At 62.2% G+C, this 16,728-nt stretch carries 11 protein-coding genes and 1 pseudogene; 7 read left to right on the forward strand and 5 right to left on the reverse strand.

The features are described 5' to 3' along the window. Window positions 1-90: 90 nt before the first annotated feature. The 3 genes and pseudogenes from nth to metG form a co-directional block, all read right to left on the reverse strand. Window positions 91-729: an endonuclease III gene (nth, locus tag LT40_RS05380; protein WP_043193323.1), complete on the reverse strand. Its 639-nt coding sequence runs from the start codon at window positions 727-729 to the stop codon at window positions 91-93. Window positions 730-766: 37 nt separating this feature from the next. Further along, window positions 767-1,573, reverse strand: a pseudogene (locus tag LT40_RS05385) (RnfABCDGE type electron transport complex subunit B); the annotation flags it as partial. A 104-nt stretch (window positions 1,574-1,677) separates the two neighbouring features. Continuing rightward, entirely contained in the window at window positions 1,678-3,729 is a 2,052-nt protein-coding gene (gene metG, locus LT40_RS05390) for a methionine--tRNA ligase (RefSeq protein ID WP_043187329.1), read from the reverse strand. 182 nt (window positions 3,730-3,911) lie between these two features. Here metG and LT40_RS05395 point away from each other — a divergent pair, with 182 nt between their 5' ends. Next, window positions 3,912-4,238, forward strand: a complete 327-nt coding sequence (locus LT40_RS05395) for a hypothetical protein (protein ID WP_043187333.1) — start codon at window positions 3,912-3,914, stop codon at window positions 4,236-4,238. A 60-nt stretch (window positions 4,239-4,298) separates the two neighbouring features. After that, window positions 4,299-4,463 carry a hypothetical protein gene (locus LT40_RS21715; RefSeq protein ID WP_167335516.1) on the forward strand — a complete coding sequence of 55 codons (165 nt, stop codon included), beginning with the start codon at window positions 4,299-4,301 and terminating at the stop codon, window positions 4,461-4,463. Window positions 4,464-4,471: 8 nt separating this feature from the next. On the opposite strand, the gene LT40_RS05400 is transcribed toward LT40_RS21715, so the two are convergent. Then, entirely contained in the window at window positions 4,472-4,942 is a 471-nt protein-coding gene (locus LT40_RS05400) for a MaoC family dehydratase (protein WP_043187336.1), read from the reverse strand. A 164-nt stretch (window positions 4,943-5,106) separates the two neighbouring features. Between LT40_RS05400 and fadD2 the strand changes: the two genes are divergently transcribed. The 4 genes from fadD2 (at window position 5,107) to LT40_RS05420 (ending at window position 13,938) form a co-directional block, all read left to right on the forward strand. Further along, window positions 5,107-6,792 (forward strand): long-chain-fatty-acid--CoA ligase FadD2, encoded by a 1,686-nt coding sequence (gene fadD2, locus LT40_RS05405; protein WP_043187338.1) that lies wholly within the window; start codon window positions 5,107-5,109, stop codon window positions 6,790-6,792. A gap of 237 nt (window positions 6,793-7,029) precedes the next feature. Beyond that, window positions 7,030-8,727 (forward strand): long-chain-fatty-acid--CoA ligase FadD1, encoded by a 1,698-nt coding sequence (fadD1, locus tag LT40_RS05410; protein WP_043187341.1) that lies wholly within the window; start codon window positions 7,030-7,032, stop codon window positions 8,725-8,727. Window positions 8,728-8,828: 101 nt separating this feature from the next. Then, window positions 8,829-12,740: an ATP-dependent RNA helicase HrpA gene (hrpA, locus tag LT40_RS05415; RefSeq protein WP_043187343.1), complete on the forward strand. Its 3,912-nt coding sequence runs from the start codon at window positions 8,829-8,831 to the stop codon at window positions 12,738-12,740. A gap of 76 nt (window positions 12,741-12,816) precedes the next feature. Then, entirely contained in the window at window positions 12,817-13,938 is a 1,122-nt protein-coding gene (locus LT40_RS05420) for a beta-ketoacyl-ACP synthase III (protein ID WP_043187345.1), read from the forward strand. An 85-nt stretch (window positions 13,939-14,023) separates the two neighbouring features. Here LT40_RS05420 and LT40_RS05425 read toward each other — a convergent pair whose 3' ends face one another. Further along, the gene (locus LT40_RS05425) at window positions 14,024-15,307 is read right to left on the reverse strand and encodes a putative porin (protein ID WP_043187348.1); all 1,284 of its coding nucleotides are present in this window, start codon (window positions 15,305-15,307) and stop codon (window positions 14,024-14,026) included. A 278-nt stretch (window positions 15,308-15,585) separates the two neighbouring features. Here LT40_RS05425 and LT40_RS05430 point away from each other — a divergent pair, with 278 nt between their 5' ends. Next, window positions 15,586-16,710 (forward strand): GNAT family N-acetyltransferase, encoded by a 1,125-nt coding sequence (locus LT40_RS05430; RefSeq protein WP_043187352.1) that lies wholly within the window; start codon window positions 15,586-15,588, stop codon window positions 16,708-16,710. Window positions 16,711-16,728 lie beyond the last annotated feature (18 nt).

A 16,728-nucleotide genomic window follows, 5' to 3' on the forward strand; every position in this document is an offset into this window, starting at 1 on the left:
ATAGGCTGCCATTGGCGGACCTTATAGCGATATTCGAAGACGGCGTAAAAAAGATTTTTTCAATCGAGAGATGAGATTCTACAGGCCGCCTCAATCGTCGCTGGTCTTGTGCTTGTATTCACACAGGTCTTCGATACGGCAACTGCCGCAGCGTGGCTTGCGCGCCTGGCAAACATAGCGGCCGTGCAGGATCAGCCAATGGTGCGAGTCCAGCAGGTAAGGGCGGGGCACGAACTTCATCAATTTCTGTTCGACCTCCACCACATTCTTGCCCGGTGCGATTCCGGTTCGGTTGCTGACGCGGAATATGTGTGTGTCGACCGCCATGGTCAGTTGCCGAAATGCCGTGTTGAGCACCACGTTGGCGGTCTTGCGTCCGACGCCGGGCAGCGCTTCGAGGGCCTCGCGGGTTTGCGGCACCTCGCCCTCGTGCCGCTCGACGAGCAAGCGGCAGGTCTCGATGACGTTGCGCGCCTTGCTGTTATAGAGGCCGATGGTCTTGATGTAGCCCGACAGCCCTTCGACACCCAGCGCATACATCGCCTGGGGCGTCGGCGCCACGGGGAACAACTTCGCCGTGGCCTTGTTGACCCCAACATCGGTGGATTGCGCAGAAAGAATCACGGCGATCAGCAGTTCGAAAGGTGAACCATAGGCCAGTTCCGTCTTGGGCTCCGGATTGTCTTCATGCAGCCGGCGGAAGATTTCCTGGCGTTTGGTGGCGTTCATCGAGGTGATAGGTCCTTCACAGGCTGGGCTAGAGGGGTTGCAGTGCAGCGAGCTGGCGTTCGGCAGCCTCATGCTCGCGATTCAAGGCGTCGAGTATGAGGTACTGGTCGAACGTGGGTGGAGTCACGAAAGCCTTCTGGGTCTTCACCAGCTGCGCGCGAGTCATGGCCACGGCGATCTTCGCTTGTTTCAGGGCACTGTCGCTATCACTTGCCTTGGCCGCCTTGATCCGTTCGATCGCCGACAAGGCCGGGGGCGGTGGCGCTACGACGGTAGAGGGTCGCTCAAGCTTGAGCGAACGCTCGGCCTGTCGTGCACTCTGGGTACTTTGCAGGCGCTGGTTGCGAGCTTCGTAGCGTTGTCGGGCGCGATCGCGTGTGCGCAGCCGAACGCGTTGCTGCTGCGGGCTGCAAGCAGGATCGCTCGCCACTGAAGTGAACGCCGATGCCGGCGCAGGGCGCATCTCGATGCAGTCGACGGGGCAGGGCGCAACGCACAGATCGCACCCGGTGCATTCGTCCACCAGCACGCTGTGCATCAATTTGGCGGCGCCAAGAATGGCATCCACCGGGCAGGCCTGGATGCACTTGGTGCAGCCGATGCACTCCGCTTCGCGTATGTAGGCGATCTGTGCAGGGGCCGTGCCCCGTTGCGCGTCCAGCGGCAAAACGGGTAGCTGGAGCAGTTGCGCCAGGGCGGCGATGGTCGCTTCACCCCCGGGCGGGCAACGGTTGATCGGCTCGCCTGCCATGATGCCGGCCGCATAGGGCTTGCAGCCGGCATGGCCACATTTGCCGCACTGAGTCTGTGGCAACAATGCGTCGATGCGTTCGATCAGGTTCATGGGCAGCCGGACTGCGCAAGGGCAGTTTGCGAAGGTGAGATAGGTAGCGGTCCCGCCGCACGTCTTGCGTGCAAGAAGAGCGGCGAGGCGCTTTGGCCAGGAACCTATTTGATGCGCTGGCCCGGCTTGGCGCCGCTGTCGGGGCTGAGCAGGTAGATTTCCTTGTCGCCGGGGCCAGCGGCCATGACCATGCCCTCGGAGATGCCGAAGCGCATCTTGCGAGGCTTGAGGTTGGCAATCATCATGGTCAGTCGACCTTCCAGCGCGGCCGGATCCGGATAGGCGCTCTTGATCCCGGAAAAGACATTGCGCTGTTCATCACCGATGTCGAGGGTCAAGCGCAGCAGCTTGTCCGCGCCTTCGACCGCTTCGGCCTTGAGGATCAAGGCCACGCGCAGATCGACCGCCGCAAAGGCATCGAAGTCGATTTCGGCGGCCAACGGCTCCTTGGCCAGCTCGCCGTTACCGGTGGCCGGTGCCGGGGCGGCAGGGTCCTGCGCAGCGGCGAGGTCCTGCTTGGACGCGTCGGTCATTGCCAGCACCTTGATCGGGTCAATGCGCGTCATCAACGCCTGGAAGGGGTTGAGCGAGTGATCGGCGAGCCAGGTGGCGTGATCGTTCCAGGTCAACGGCTCGACATTGAGGAAGCGTTCCGCCTCACGTGCCAGCTCGGGCAGGACTGGCTTGAGGAAGATGATCAACTGGCGGAACAGGTTGATACCCACTGCGCAGACGGCCTGTACTTCGTCGGCGCGGCCGTCCTGCTTGGCCAGCGACCAGGGCGCTTTTTCGGCGATCCAGGCATTGGCACGGTCGGCCAATGCCATGATTTCGCGCATGGCGCGAGCGAAATCGCGCACTTCGTAGGCTTCGGCGATGCTGGGCGTCGCTTCCAGGAAAGCCTGGGTCAGCTCCGGTGCGGCATTGGCAGCGACCAATACGCCGTTGTTGCCCTTGTGCACGAAACCGGCACAACGGCTGGCGATGTTGACCACCTTGCCCACCAGGTCGGAGTTGACCTTCTGCACAAAGTCGTCGAGGTTGACGTCCAGGTCATCCACGCCACGGCCCAGCTTGGATGCGAAGTAATAGCGCAGGTATTCGGGCGCCAGGTGATCCAGGTAGGTGCGGGCCTTGATGAACGTGCCCCGGGACTTGGACATCTTCTCGCCATTGACCGTCAGGAAGCCGTGCACGTTGAGCGCGGTCGGCTTGCGATAGCCTGCGCCTTCGAGCATGGCTGGCCAGAACAGCGCATGGAAATTGATGATGTCCTTGCCGATGAAGTGGTACAGCTCGGCTGTCGAATCCTTGCCCCAGTACGCGTCGAAGTCCAGTTCAGGACGACGGGCGCAGAGGTTTCTGAAGCTGGCCATGTAGCCAATTGGCGCATCCAGCCACACATAGAAGTACTTGCCGGGCTCGCCTGGAATCTCGAAGCCGAAGTAAGGTGCGTCGCGGGAGATGTCCCACTCCTGCAGGCCGGCGTCGAGCCATTCGGCGATCTTGTTGGCCACGGCGTCCTGCAGGGTGCCGCTGCGGGTCCAGCCTTCGAGCATCTGCTGGAAATCAGGCAGCTTGAAGAAGAAATGCTGGGAATCCTTGAGCACGGGCGTGGCGCCGGAGATCGCCGATTTCGGATCCTTGAGCTCGGTAGGCGCGTAGGTGGCGCCGCATTTCTCGCAGTTGTCACCGTATTGATCGGCGGCCGCGCACTTGGGGCATGTGCCCTTGATGAAGCGGTCGGCCAGGAACATCTGCTTCTGCGGGTCGAAATACTGGGTGACCGAGCGCTGGGCGATATGACCGGCCTCGCGCAGCTTGAGGTAGATTTCGCTCGACAGCTCGCGGTTTTCTTCGCTGTGGGTGGAGTGGAAATTGTCGAAGTCCACCAGGAAGTCGGCGAAGTCGGCGCTGTGCTCGGCCTTGACGTTGGCGATCAGCTGTTCAGGCGTGATGCCTTCCTTTTCCGCCCGCAGCATGATGGCCGAGCCATGGGCGTCATCTGCACAGACATAGATGCACTGATTGCCGCGATGCTTCTGGAAGCGCACCCACATATCGGTCTGGATATACTCCAGCATGTGGCCAAGGTGAATGGAACCGTTGGCATAGGGCAGGGCGCTGGTGACGAGAATCTTGCGTGGCTCGGACATGGGGCTCGGCTACTGGAAGTGAAACGAAGACCGAACACTATAAAGGGGCGAGGGGATTTTTTCACCTGTTGTCAGGGGAGACGGGCGATTGCAACCGCGTTGCTGCAGCCAAGACGAGTGCGACAAAATGTCTCAAGTTGCCACGGTGGCGGCCGACAACCTTGGATTAGGAGACTTCCCCCATGATTCCGCCCCTGATTCCGATCAGCGTCGTGCCGGTGACCTCGCAACTGGACCCGGTCAAGCCCACGCCCAGCATCGCACCTGTGGCGCCGGCACAGCCGGGCTCCAATGAAACCGCCATCGACCTGCGTCATCACGATGCCGATCAAACGGCGTTGCTGCTGCGCGAAGAGCAACGACGACGCCAGCGCGAAGGTCGGCCGCCGGAGCCGGACGAGCACGCACCGGTGCCGGGTGACTCGCTGAACGCCGACAATACGGTTCCAGTGGCACCTTTGGTCGAGGACCCGCCGCGCCAAGGCTTGTGGGTCGACATCCAGGTCTAGTCAGCGCCGTTCGCGCGCTGCATCATGGGCCACTCTTTCTTGCCATCCGACCCGACTGCCATGAGCCAAGACGACAACCTGATCGATTTTGCCAGCGAACGCGGCAAGCGCATCCATGACCTCAAGGACAAACGTCTCGACGAGATGCGCCAGGCATTCGAGCAGGCGCTGCCATTGAGCCCGGCCAAGGCGCGGAAAAAAGCCAAGAAGCCGAAGAAGCGCTGAGAGGTCGCCTAGCCGATGCTGATCGGTGGCGGGCTGACCAGGGTCACGGTCTGCTGCTTGCGAGGGGCGAGGATTTCCGCCTCGCCGTCGACCACGAGTTCATCGCGCTGGTTGAACACCCGGGTGGCGATGCGGACACGAAACTTTGGCAGCTTTTCGAGGATTTCCAGGCGCACCGTCAAGGTGTCGCCCAGTTTCACCGGCTTCTGGAAGCTCATCTGCTGCCCCAGGTAGATGGTGCCTGGTCCGGGCAACTCGCAGGCCACCGCGGCGCTGATCAGCGCCCCACTGAACATGCCATGGGCGATGCGCTCCTTGAACATGCTGCTGGCGGCGAACTCGGCGTCGAGGTGAACCGGGTTGTGGTCGCCCGACATCGCGGCGAACAACTGGATGTCGCGCTCCTGCACGGTTTTGCTGAAACTGGCGGTCTGGCCAACCTCGAGCGCTTCGTACGGGGTATTGGTGACTTGGGTCATGGGCGATAGGTCCTTGGTTTGGCGACGGTCATGGCCGCGTCAAATAGATTCACGATGTTAACAGGCGGGTCGTGCGCATTTGCGTCGGTTGCGGCAGCTGCTAACGTCGGCAGCATACCGCAGGCGCAATGGCCGGGCGGGCTTCGAATCAGAGGACAATAATAATGCATCCTGATTTCTGGAACGACAAGCGCCCACCCGGCGTCCCCCATACCCTTCCCGTTGGTGAATTCACCTCCATCGTCGATGTCTTCGACCGCTCCTGTAGCACTTTTGCCCAGCGTCCGGCCTTCAGCAACATGGGCGTGACCCTGAGCTATGCCGAGCTCGACCGGCACTGTGCCGCGTTCGCCTGCTGGCTGCAGCAGCACACCGACCTGGTGCCCGGCGACCGCATCGCCGTGCAGTTGCCCAACGTTCTGCAATACCCCATCGCAGTGTTCGGCGCATTGCGCGCGGGCCTGGTGGTGGTCAACACCAACCCTTTATATACCGCACGCGAGATGCGTCATCAGTTCTGTGATTCCGGTGCCCGAGCACTGGTCTATTTGAATCTGTTCGGTGACAAGGTCGAGCAGGTGCTGCCCGATACGAAGCTCGATTACCTGATCGAAGCTCGCTTGGGCGATCTGATGCCCAGCGCCAAGGGCTGGCTGGTCAACACGCTGGTGAGCAAGGTCAAGAAGCGCGTGCCCGCGTACCGTTTACCCCTGGCAATGTCGTTCAAATCGGTATTGGCCCAAGGCGCAGCGCATTCGCCACGCTCGGTGGCGCTCACGCTCGATGACCTTGCCGTGCTGCAATACACCGGCGGCACCACTGGCCTGGCCAAGGGCGCCATGCTCACCCATGGCAATCTGGTCGCCAACATGCAGCAGGTACGGGCCTGTTTTCGACAGCTCGACGAGCAGGGGCAGCCGATCCTGCGGGAAGGCTTCGAGGTGATGATCGCGCCCCTGCCGCTGTACCACGTGTATGCGTTCACCGCGAACTGCCTGTGCATGATGGTCACCGGCAACCATAACGTGCTTATCACCAACCCCCGCGACATCGGCGCCTTCATCAAGGAACTGAAGAAGTGGAAGTTCACCGCGTTGCTGGGTCTCAACACCCTGTTCGTGGCCTTGATGGAGCACCCCACGTTCCGTTCGCTGGACTTCTCCCATCTGAAGGTCACCAACTCCGGTGGCACGGCGCTGGTCAAGGCCACGGCCGAGCGCTGGGAAAGCATGACCGGCTGCCGCATCGTCGAAGGCTATGGCCTGACCGAGACATCGCCGGTGGCCTGCACCAACCCCTACGGCCAGAGCGCGCGCATCGGCAGCGTCGGCATTCCCGTGGTCGGCACGGCGCTGAAGGTGATCGACGACCAAGGGGCCGAGTTGCCGCTGGGCGAGCGCGGTGAGCTATGCATCCAGGGACCACAGGTAATGCGCGGCTACTGGCAGCAACCCGAAGCGACCGCCGAGGCACTGGACGCGCAAGGCTGGTTCAAGACCGGCGACATCGCCGTCATCGATCCCGATGGCTACGTGCGTATCGTCGACCGCAAGAAAGACCTGATCATCGTTTCCGGTTTCAACGTCTACCCCAACGAGATCGAGGACGTGGTCATGGCTCATCCGCAGGTGGCCAACTGCGCGGCCATTGGCATAGCGGACGAGCGCTCCGGCGAGGCGGTCAAGCTGTTCGTGGTGGCCCGTGATCCACAGCTGACCACGGCTGAACTCATGGCCTACTGCAAGGCCAACTTCACCGGCTACAAGCTGCCACGGGAAATCGTCCTGCGCGATGCCTTGCCGATGACGCCGGTGGGCAAGATCCTGCGGCGAGAACTTCGCGACGGTTGACCCGTATTGAATGCCCTGGATCGTGGGCATCGCAAGCGGAAATCGAGTGTGACCGGAGCTGCCAATCCGGTCACAATAGTGACCGTCTGGCCACCTTCGACCTCTAGGCGCCTCATGGCAAAGCTGCTACTCTCGGCGCGCTTTGCGGCATTCGACCTGTATCGGGCGTGCTGACATATCAATAATAATCGCATCGAATGCGGTGAAGATTCGCTGGCGCTGGAGGAGTGGGCTTCCATGATCGAAAATTTCTGGAAGGATAAGTATCCAGCTGGGATCGCAGCGGATATCGATCCAGACATGTATCCCAATATCCAGGCGGTGCTCAAGCAGTCCTGCCAGCGCTTCGCCGACAAGCCAGCGTTCACCAACCTGGGCAAGACCCTCACCTACGGCGAGCTGTATGAGCTGTCCGGTGCCTTTGCCGCGTATCTGCAGCGCAACACCGACTTGGTGCCGGGTGACCGCATCGCGGTGCAGTTGCCCAACGTTCTGCAGTATCCGGTCGCGGTCTTCGGCGCCATTCGCGCAGGCCTGGTGGTGGTCAATACCAACCCGCTGTATACCGCGCGGGAAATGGAACACCAGTTCAAGGACTCCGGCGCCAAGGCGCTGGTGTGCCTGGCCAACATGGCGCATCTGGCGGAAAAAGTCGTACCCAAGACGGCCGTCCGCCACGTCATCGTCACTGAAGTTGCCGACCTCTTGCCGCCGCTCAAGCGGCTGTTGGTCAACAGCGTGATCAAGTACGTGAAGAAGATGGTGCCGGCCTATCACCTGCCACGGGCGGTGAAGTTCAACGACGTGTTGAGCAAGGGCCGCGGCCAGACCGTCAACGAGGCCAATCCAGCCAGCTCGGAAGTGGCCGTGTTGCAGTACACCGGCGGCACTACGGGCGTGGCCAAGGGTGCGATGCTCACCCATCGCAACCTGGTCGCCAACATGTTGCAGTGCAAGGCCTTGATGGGGTCCAACCTGGACGAAGGTTGCGAAGTGCTGATCACGCCGCTGCCCCTCTACCATATCTACGCCTTCACCTTTCACTGCATGGCCATGATGCTGATCGGCAATCACAACGTGCTGATCAGCAACCCACGCGACCTGCAGGCGATGGTCAAGGAGCTTTCGAAGTGGAAGTTCAGCGGCTTCGTCGGGCTCAACACGCTGTTCGTGGCCCTGTGCAATAACGAAGCGTTCCGCAAACTCGACTTCTCGGCCCTGAAAGTCACTCTGTCGGGCGGCATGGCCCTGCAACTGGCGGCGGCCGAGCGCTGGAAAGAGGTAACCGGCTGCGCCATCTGCGAAGGTTACGGCATGACCGAAACCAGCCCGGTGGCCACGGTGAACCCCAACCAGCGCATCCAGATCGGCACCATCGGCATTCCGGTGCCGTCCACGCTGGCCAAGATCATCAACGATGCGGGCGAAGAGCTGCCGTTGGGTGAGATCGGCGAACTGTGCATCAAGGGCCCGCAGGTCATGAAGGGTTACTGGCAGCGCCAGGACGCCACCGCCGAGATCCTCGATGCGCAGGGCTGGCTGAAGACTGGCGACATCGCGCTGATTCAGCCCGACGGCTACATGCGTATCGTCGATCGCAAGAAGGACATGATCCTGGTCTCGGGCTTCAACGTGTACCCCAACGAGCTGGAGGATGTTCTCGCGACCCTGCCGGGCGTGTTGCAGTGTGCGGCCATCGGCATACCGGACGAGAAGTCCGGCGAGTCGATCAAGATCTTCGTCGTGGTCAAGCCAGGTGTCACTTTGACCAAGGAAAAGGTCATGGAGCACATGCGCGCCAACGTCACGGCCTACAAGGTGCCGCGCACCGTGGAGTTCCGCGACGTACTGCCGACCACCAACGTCGGCAAGATCCTGCGGCGCGAACTGCGCGACGAGGAAATGAAGAAGCTGGGCATCAAGAAATCGGCTTGAGCCCTGTCGGATAGCGGGGGCTGCCGACACGACCCCCGCAAATCTGCGACAATCGCGGGGTGTGACCTTCGACGTACCCTACCAAGACCTCTGCGTACCTGATGACCGACCAAACCGCTTCGATTGACCAGCTTCTGAAAAACCTCGACCAGGCCATGATCGGCGACCGCCACCGGCTGCGCCGGCAGTTGCATGAACTGCGCAAGCGGCCCGACGAGGCGAAGCTTGGCCAGTGGGTCGAGAAAGTCCAGGCCTCGTTCGCCCGCGTCGAGGCACGGCGCCTGAGCGTGCCGACCGTACGCTATGACGACAGCCTGCCCATTGCCGCCAAGCGCGACGAGATCAAGAAGATTCTCGCCGAGCACCAGGTGCTGATCATCGCCGGCGAAACCGGCTCGGGCAAAACCACCCAGTTGCCCAAGATCTGCCTGGAAATGGGCCGCGGCCAGCATGGCCTCATTGCTCATACCCAGCCACGGCGGATCGCTGCGCGCAGTGTGGCCAGCCGTGTTGCCGAGGAGTTGGCCACACCGCTGGGCGGGTTGGTGGGTTACCAGGTGCGCTTCGAAGACCAGAGCGATGCCAATACCCTGGTCAAGCTGATGACCGATGGCATCCTGCTGGCCGAGACCCAGCACGACCGTTTCCTCGAACGCTACGACACCATTATCGTCGACGAGGCCCACGAGCGAAGCCTGAACATCGATTTTCTGCTGGGCTACCTGAAGACCCTGCTGCCACGGCGTCCCGACCTCAAGGTCATCATTACTTCGGCCACCATCGATCTGCAGCGCTTCTCGGAGCATTTCGACGATGCGCCGATCATCGAGGTGTCCGGGCGTACCTTTCCGGTGGACACCTGGTACAGACCGCTGACCGCCGAGCAGGACGAGGAAGGCAATCAGATCGAGAACGACCTGACCGTCGACCAGGCGATCCTGGCGGCACTCGACGAAATCGCCGCCTTCGAGCGCAGCGAGCGCAAGACGCCGGGCGATGTGCTGGTGTTCCTGCCCGGCGAGCGCGAGATTCGCGATGCCGCCGACATGTTGCGCAAGGCCCAGCTCAAGCACACGGAAATCCTGCCGCTGTACGCGCGCCTGTCGCCGGCCGAGCAGCAGCGCATTTTTCAGTCCCACCCAGGGCGCCGCGTGGTCCTGGCCACCAACGTGGCGGAAACCTCACTGACCGTGCCGGGCATTCGCTACGTGATTGACAGCGGCACCGCGCGCATCAGTCGCTACAGCTACCGGGCCAAGGTCCAGCGCCTGCCGATCGAGGCGGTGTCCCAGGCCAGCGCCAACCAGCGCAAGGGTCGCTGTGGGCGGGTCGAGCCGGGCATCTGTATCCGCCTGTTCAGCGAAGAGGATTTTCTCGCCCGTCCCGAATTCACCGATCCGGAGATCCTGCGCACCAACCTGGCAGCGGTGATCCTGCAGATGCTGCACCTGCGTCTGGGCGAAATCGACCAGTTCCCGTTCATCGAGCCGCCCGATGGCAAGGCCATCAGCGATGGTTTCAACCTGCTGCAGGAGCTGTCGGCGGTCAACCGCGAGAACCAGCTCACGCCGATGGGCCGACAGCTCGCACGCCTGCCGATCGACCCGCGGCTGGGGCGCATGCTGCTCGAAGGCGCGCGTCAGGGCAGTCTGCAGGAAGTGCTGATCATCGCCAGCGTGCTCTCGGTGCAGGATCCGCGCGAGCGTCCGCCCGAGCGCCAGCAGGCCGCCGACCAGGCCCACGCGCAATGGAAGGATGCCGACTCGGATTTCGCCGCGCTGGTCAATCTGTGGCGTGGTTTCGAAACCCAGCGCCAGGAGCTGGGGTCCAGTGCCTTGCGCAACTGGTGTCGCAAACAGTTCCTCAATTACCTGCGCCTGCGCGAGTGGCGGGATGCGCACCGCCAGTTGAGCCTGATCTGCCGTGACCTGCAATTGCAGGTCAACAAGGAAGCCGCGGACTATCCCAAGTTCCACAAGGCGGTGCTGTCCGGCCTGCTCAGTCAGATTGGCCAGAAAACCGAAGACGGCGACTACCTGGGCGCACGCCAGCGACGATTCTGGGTGCATCCGTCTTCCGGCATGGGGCGCAAGAAGCCGCAGTGGCTGATGGCCGCCGAGCTGGTCGAAACGACCAAGCTGTATGCGCGCATGGTCGCCAAGATCGAGCCGGACTGGATCGAGCCGCTGGCTGGGCATCTGATCAAGAAGAACCATTTCGAGCCGCATTGGGAGAAGAAGCGCGGGCAGGTAGTGGCGTTCGAGCAGATCACCCTCTACGGCATGATCGTGGTTGGCCGGCGCCCGGTGCATTTCGGACCCATCGACCCGGTGGCGTCGCGCGAGCTGTTCATTCGTGAAGGGCTGGTACGTGGCGAGATCCAGTCGCGGGCCAAGTGCCTGACGGCCAACCGTTTGCTGCTCGAGCAGCTCGATGAACTGGAAGCCAAGGCACGGCGGCGTGACATTCTGGCCGACGAAGAAACCCTTTACGGGTTCTATGAAGCGCGCCTGCCTGCCGAGATTCACCAGACGGCCACGTTCGACAGTTGGTACAAGGTCAACAGCCAGAAGAATCCCGACCTGCTGATCATGCGTGAAGAGGACGTGCTGGCCCGCGAGGCCAGCGAAGTCACCGCTGCGCAATACCCCGATACCCTGCGCCTGGGCGATCTGAGCCTGCAGTTGAGCTACCATTTCGAGCCCAACCACCCGCGCGACGGCGTCACCCTGCGCGTGCCGGCGCCGTTGCTGCCGGCCTTGCCGGGCGAGCGCCTGGAATGGCTGGTGCCGGGACTGCTGGAAGCCAAGTGCATTTCCCTGGTACGCAACCTGCCCAAGGCCCTGCGCAAGAACTTCGTGCCGGTGCCGGACTTCGTTCGCGCAGCCCTGGCGCGCCTGACCTTCGGCGAAGGCTCGCTGCCCCAGGCCCTGGGCCGCGAACTGCTGCGCATGACCGGCGCGCGGGTCAGCGACGAGGCGTGGGCCGAGGCCGCGCAGCAGGTCGACAGCCATCTGCGTATGAACATCGAAGTGCTCGACGGCAAAGGCACGTTTCTGGGTGAAGGACGTGACCTGGCCGAGCTGACCGCGCGCTTTGCCGAGGCCAGCAGCGCCGCATTGGCCGTGCCGAATACCGCCAAGAGCCAGCAACCGGTGCAGGCCAAGGCGTTCGCCAAGGTCGAACAGACCACCCAGCAGAACATCGCCGGATTGTCGATGACGGTGTATCCGGCGCTGGTCGAAGAAAGCGGGACGGTCAAGGAAGGACGCTTCTCGACAGCGGCCGAAGCCGAGTACCAGCACCGACGCGCCTTGCAGCGGCTGCTGCTGCAGCAACTGGCCGAGCCGGCCAAATTCCTGCGCGGCAAGTTGCCGGGTCAGACCGAGTTGGGTTTGCTGTACCGCGAACTGGGTCGTGTCGAAGGCTTGGTCGAGGATATCCTGCTGGCCAGCCTGGACAGCTGCGTGCTCGAGGGGGAAACCAACCTGCCGCGCGACGGTGTAGCGCTGGCGGCACTGGCGGAGCGCAAGCGAGGCGCGTGGGCGGAGCATGCCGAACGTGTGGCGCGCCTGACCCTGGATATTCTCAAGCTCTGGCATGGCTTGCAGAAGCGGTTCAAGGGCAAGATCGATCTGACCCATGCCGTGGCGTTGAACGACATCAAGCAGCAATTGAGCAACCTGGTCTATCCCGGTTTCGTGCGCGACACGCCGGCGGCCTGGTTGAAGGAAATGCCGCGCCTGCTCAAGGCCGTCGAGCTACGCTTGGAGAAGCTGCCGAGCCAGGTGCAGAAGGATCGGGTCTGGAGTGGCGAGCTGTCCACGCTGTGGAGCCAGTACCAGGCCCGCCTGAACAAGCATGGCCAGGAAGGCAAGCGTGATCCACAGCTGGAGGCTTACCGCTGGCTGCTGGAGGAGTATCGAGTGTCGTTGTTCGCGCAGCAGTTGGGCACCAAGGTGCCGGTGTCGGACAAGCGCTTGAGCAAGCAGTGGAGTGCAGTGGAAGCCTGAGTACGGCCCGGTCGTTCGACTCGGGCTTGCGCGGCGTCCATCTGAATGAGTTGCCCCTAACAATAGAGGAACGACCGTGCATAACGTCGTCATCAGCGGCACCGGCCTGTACACACCGGCCCAGAGCATCTCCAACGAGGAGCTGGTCGAGTCTTTCAACGCCTACGTGGAAGCGTTCAACCAGGACAACGCCGCCGCCATCGAGCGCGGCGACGTGCAGGCGCTGGCACCTTCCAGCGCCGCCTTCATCGAGAAGGCCAGCGGCATCAAGAGCCGCTTCGTCATGGACAAGGCGGGCATTCTCGATCCGCAACGGATGAAACCCAACCTGCCGGAACGCAGCAACGAAGAACAGTCGATTCTGTGCCAGATGGCCGTTGCCGCTGCCGAGCAAGCCTTGCAAAGGGCCGGCCGTACGGCTGCCGATGTCGACGCGGTGATCGTTGCCTGTTCCAACCTGCAACGTCCCTATCCGGCGATGGCCATCGAGGTGCAGCAGGCGCTGGGCATCCAGGGTTTCGGCTTCGACATGAACGTGGCGTGCTCTTCGGCCACTTTCGGTATCCAGCAGGCGAGCAACAGCGTGCAGCTGGGGCAGGCGCGTGCGGTGCTGGTGGTGAGCCCGGAGATCTGTACCGGGCATTTGAATTTCCGTGACCGCGACAGCCACTTCATCTTCGGCGACGCGGCCACTGCCGTGTTGGTGGAGCGTGCAGACCTGGCGACTTCAGCGAATCAGTTCGACATCGTCAGCACCCGTCTGCAAACCCAGTTTTCCAACAACATTCGCAACAACTTCGGTTTTCTCAACCGGGCCGAAGCGCTGGGGCCGGGCGGGGATGACAAGCTATTCGTGCAGGAAGGCCGCAAGGTGTTCAAGGAAGTCTGCCCGATGGTCGCCGAGCTGATCGCCGCCCATCTGGCGCAGAACGATATCGCGGTGCACAGCGTCAAGCGTTTCTGGCTGCACCAGGCCAACCTGAGCATGAACCACCTGATCGTGAAGAAACTGCTTGGCCGCGATGCCAGCGTCGAGGAGGCACCGGTGATCCTCGACCGCTACGCCAATACCAGTTCGGCCGGTTCGGTGATTGCCTTGCACACCCATCAGGATGACCTGGCGGCGGGCTCCATCGGCGTGCTGAGCTCGTTCGGCGCAGGCTACTCGATTGGCAGCGTGATTCTGCGCAAGCGTTGATCGAGCGCTGCAACGGCAACGAAAAAGGCGCAACGTGCGATGAACTCGCACGTTGCGCCTTTTGTTCGTGGCGAACAGGGTAGGCTTAGAACTTGGCTTCCAGGTCCAGCTGCAGGGTGTTCACGTCGGCATCGGTGCGGGTGCGGCTGGCGACGTCGGATTCGGCCAGGAAGTAGGTGGCACCGACGGCGAAGTTCTTGTCGATCTCGTAGCCCAGCTTGACCTTGTGGCCGCGCGATCCAGTGAAGCCGTTGGCGAAGTCGGAGTCGGTGAACGCGCCCACCACGGCGTTGCGTTGTACGTCGCGGTAGTTGTAGTCCAGGCCGAAGCCGGCGAACTTGGTCTTGAAACCGGTCAGCCAGGCATTGTCCTGCTTGCCGACGGTGGCGGTGGCTTCGGCATCGCCGTTGACCACGTACTGGCCATAGATCGACAGCGGCAGGGGCAGGCCGGTGATGTCCAGTTGACCGAAGCCTTCGTACAGGGTGAATTCGGTCGAGGCGTTGCCGTTGACGGCCAGTACGGCAGCGGCGTTGGTCGCATTGTCGTTGTCGTAGGAATAGACGCTGCCGCCCAGGGTCATCTTGACGTTGTCGCCCAGCGCGAAGCGCGCGCCTGCCTGGCCGGTGTACATGCGCAGGTCGTGCTCGAACTGGCGGCCTTCGCCGTCGATGTTGTCGGTCAGCACATAGTAGCCGGTGCTGCCGAACAGTTCGGCGCCGCCCAACGGCAGCTTGTAGGTCGCGGCCACACCTTCAGGGTTGATATCGCCGTCCCAGATCACGTCGCCCATGCTGACCCAGGGCTGGCTCATCTTGCCGCCGATCAGGTGCAGGTCCTTGACGGCCGTTGGGTGCCAGTCCAGGTAGGCCTGATCGAGCCAGATGGATTTCTTGCTGAAGGCGCCATCCAGGCTCTGGTTGGTGGAGCGGGCATCGGCGCTGCTGCCGGTGGCGACACGGATGCCTGCGTCGACCTGCGGGTTGATCTCGCTGTACACACCCAGGCGAGCGCGGATGCGTTGACGGTCCTGGTTGCGATCGCCGCTGGAGCCATCGCGTTCGCCATCGACATTGATGCTTTCGTGGCGCAGGCGTACGTCGCCCTTGATCTGGGTCTTCGCGGCCCAGGCGACTTTCTGGTCGAATGCGCTCATCTTCTTCGACTGTTCGGCGGCGGCTACTTGCTGGGCCTGTTTCTCACCGTCCAGCTCGGTCTTCAACTCGGCGTATTGCGCCGCGTTGATCGAGCCGTTGGCACGCAGCATGTCGAGCAGCTTGGCATCGACCGCAGCGCTGGCCTGGCTGCTGATGGCCATCAGAACAGCAGTGCTCAGGCTGACCTTGGTGAGTGTTGGAACACGACGCATGACATTCTCCCTATCGCAAAAAAAGGCCGGCAAGCGCCGAGCCTGAAAGTGCTTTCGGACACGCCTGGCAGCTGGCGTGGCAGACCCCGAAAAACTGGCGCAAGTATTGCGAGGGGTGATGACAAAACAATGTCAGAACAATGGCTTAGTGATGACATTGAAAAGACGGTATGCATTGATCCAGAGCCTTCGCCGTGTAATGGCACCGTATTGGCGAGTGACCGCAGGCGGAGGCTGCGCGATACTGCTCGGCACGTCTCATCTATTGGAGCCTATCGATGCCGTTGCATGTTGCTGCCAGCTTGTCCGCCATCGACGCCGCGCAGTGGGACGCGTTGTTGCCCGAACCGCAGCCGTTCCTGCGCCATGGTTTTCTCAGCGCGCTGGAGGACAGCGGCAGCCTGGGAGAGCGCTCGGGCTGGGCGCCGGAGCACGTGTTGCTGATCGAAGAGGGCCAGTTGGTGGCGGCACTGCCCAGCTACCGTAAATGGCATTCCTACGGGGAGTATGTGTTCGACCACGGCTGGGCCGATGCTTGCGCGCGCGCCGGTATCGATTATTACCCCAAGCTGCTGAGCGCAGTGCCGTTCAGTCCGGTGAGCGGTCCGCGCCTGCTGGTTCGTCGTCCGCAGGACGGAATCGAGCTACTGCGCAGCCTACCGGGCTATCTCGAAGCGGAAGGGCTCAGTGGTGCGCACGTCAATTTCACCGACCCGGCCCTCGATGAACTGATGGCTGACGAGGAAGGCTGGATGGAACGGCTGGGTTGCCAGTATCACTGGCACAACCGCGGCTACCGGGATTTCGATGATTTTCTCGATGCGCTGAGTTCGCGCAAGCGCAAGCAGATGCGCAAGGAGCGCGAGCAGGTGCGGGCGCAAGGCATCGAGTTCGAATGGCGCGAGGGCGGGCAGGTCAGCGAGGCCGAATGGGATTTCGTCTATGCCTGCTATGCCAATACCTACTACGTTCGTGGACGCTCTCCCTATCTGACGCGTGATTTCTTCAGTCTGCTGGCCGAACGCATGCCCGAGGCGATCCGCGTGGTGTTGGCGACCCATGAACGTCGGCCCGTGGCTATGGCTTTCAGTCTGCTGGGAGGCGACAGCTTCTATGGTCGCTATTGGGGATGCCTAGCCGAGTATGACCGGCTGCACTTCGAAACCTGTTTCTATCAGGGCATGGACTATGCGATTGCCCACGGTATCCAGCGTTTCGATGCCGGGGCGCAGGGCGAGCACAAGTTGATCCGCGGGTTCGAACCGGTGATCACACGGTCATGGCACTACCTGCGGCATCCGGGACTGCGGGCTGCGGTGGAGAATTTTCTGCAGGAGGAAAGGGTAGGAGTGATGGGCTATGCGGAGCAAGCGCGGGAGGCGTTGCCGTATCGGCAGGCCTGAGCCATTCATTGACCGGTC

Source organism: Pseudomonas rhizosphaerae (genome assembly GCF_000761155.1).
Taxonomy (GTDB): domain Bacteria; phylum Pseudomonadota; class Gammaproteobacteria; order Pseudomonadales; family Pseudomonadaceae; genus Aquipseudomonas; species Aquipseudomonas rhizosphaerae.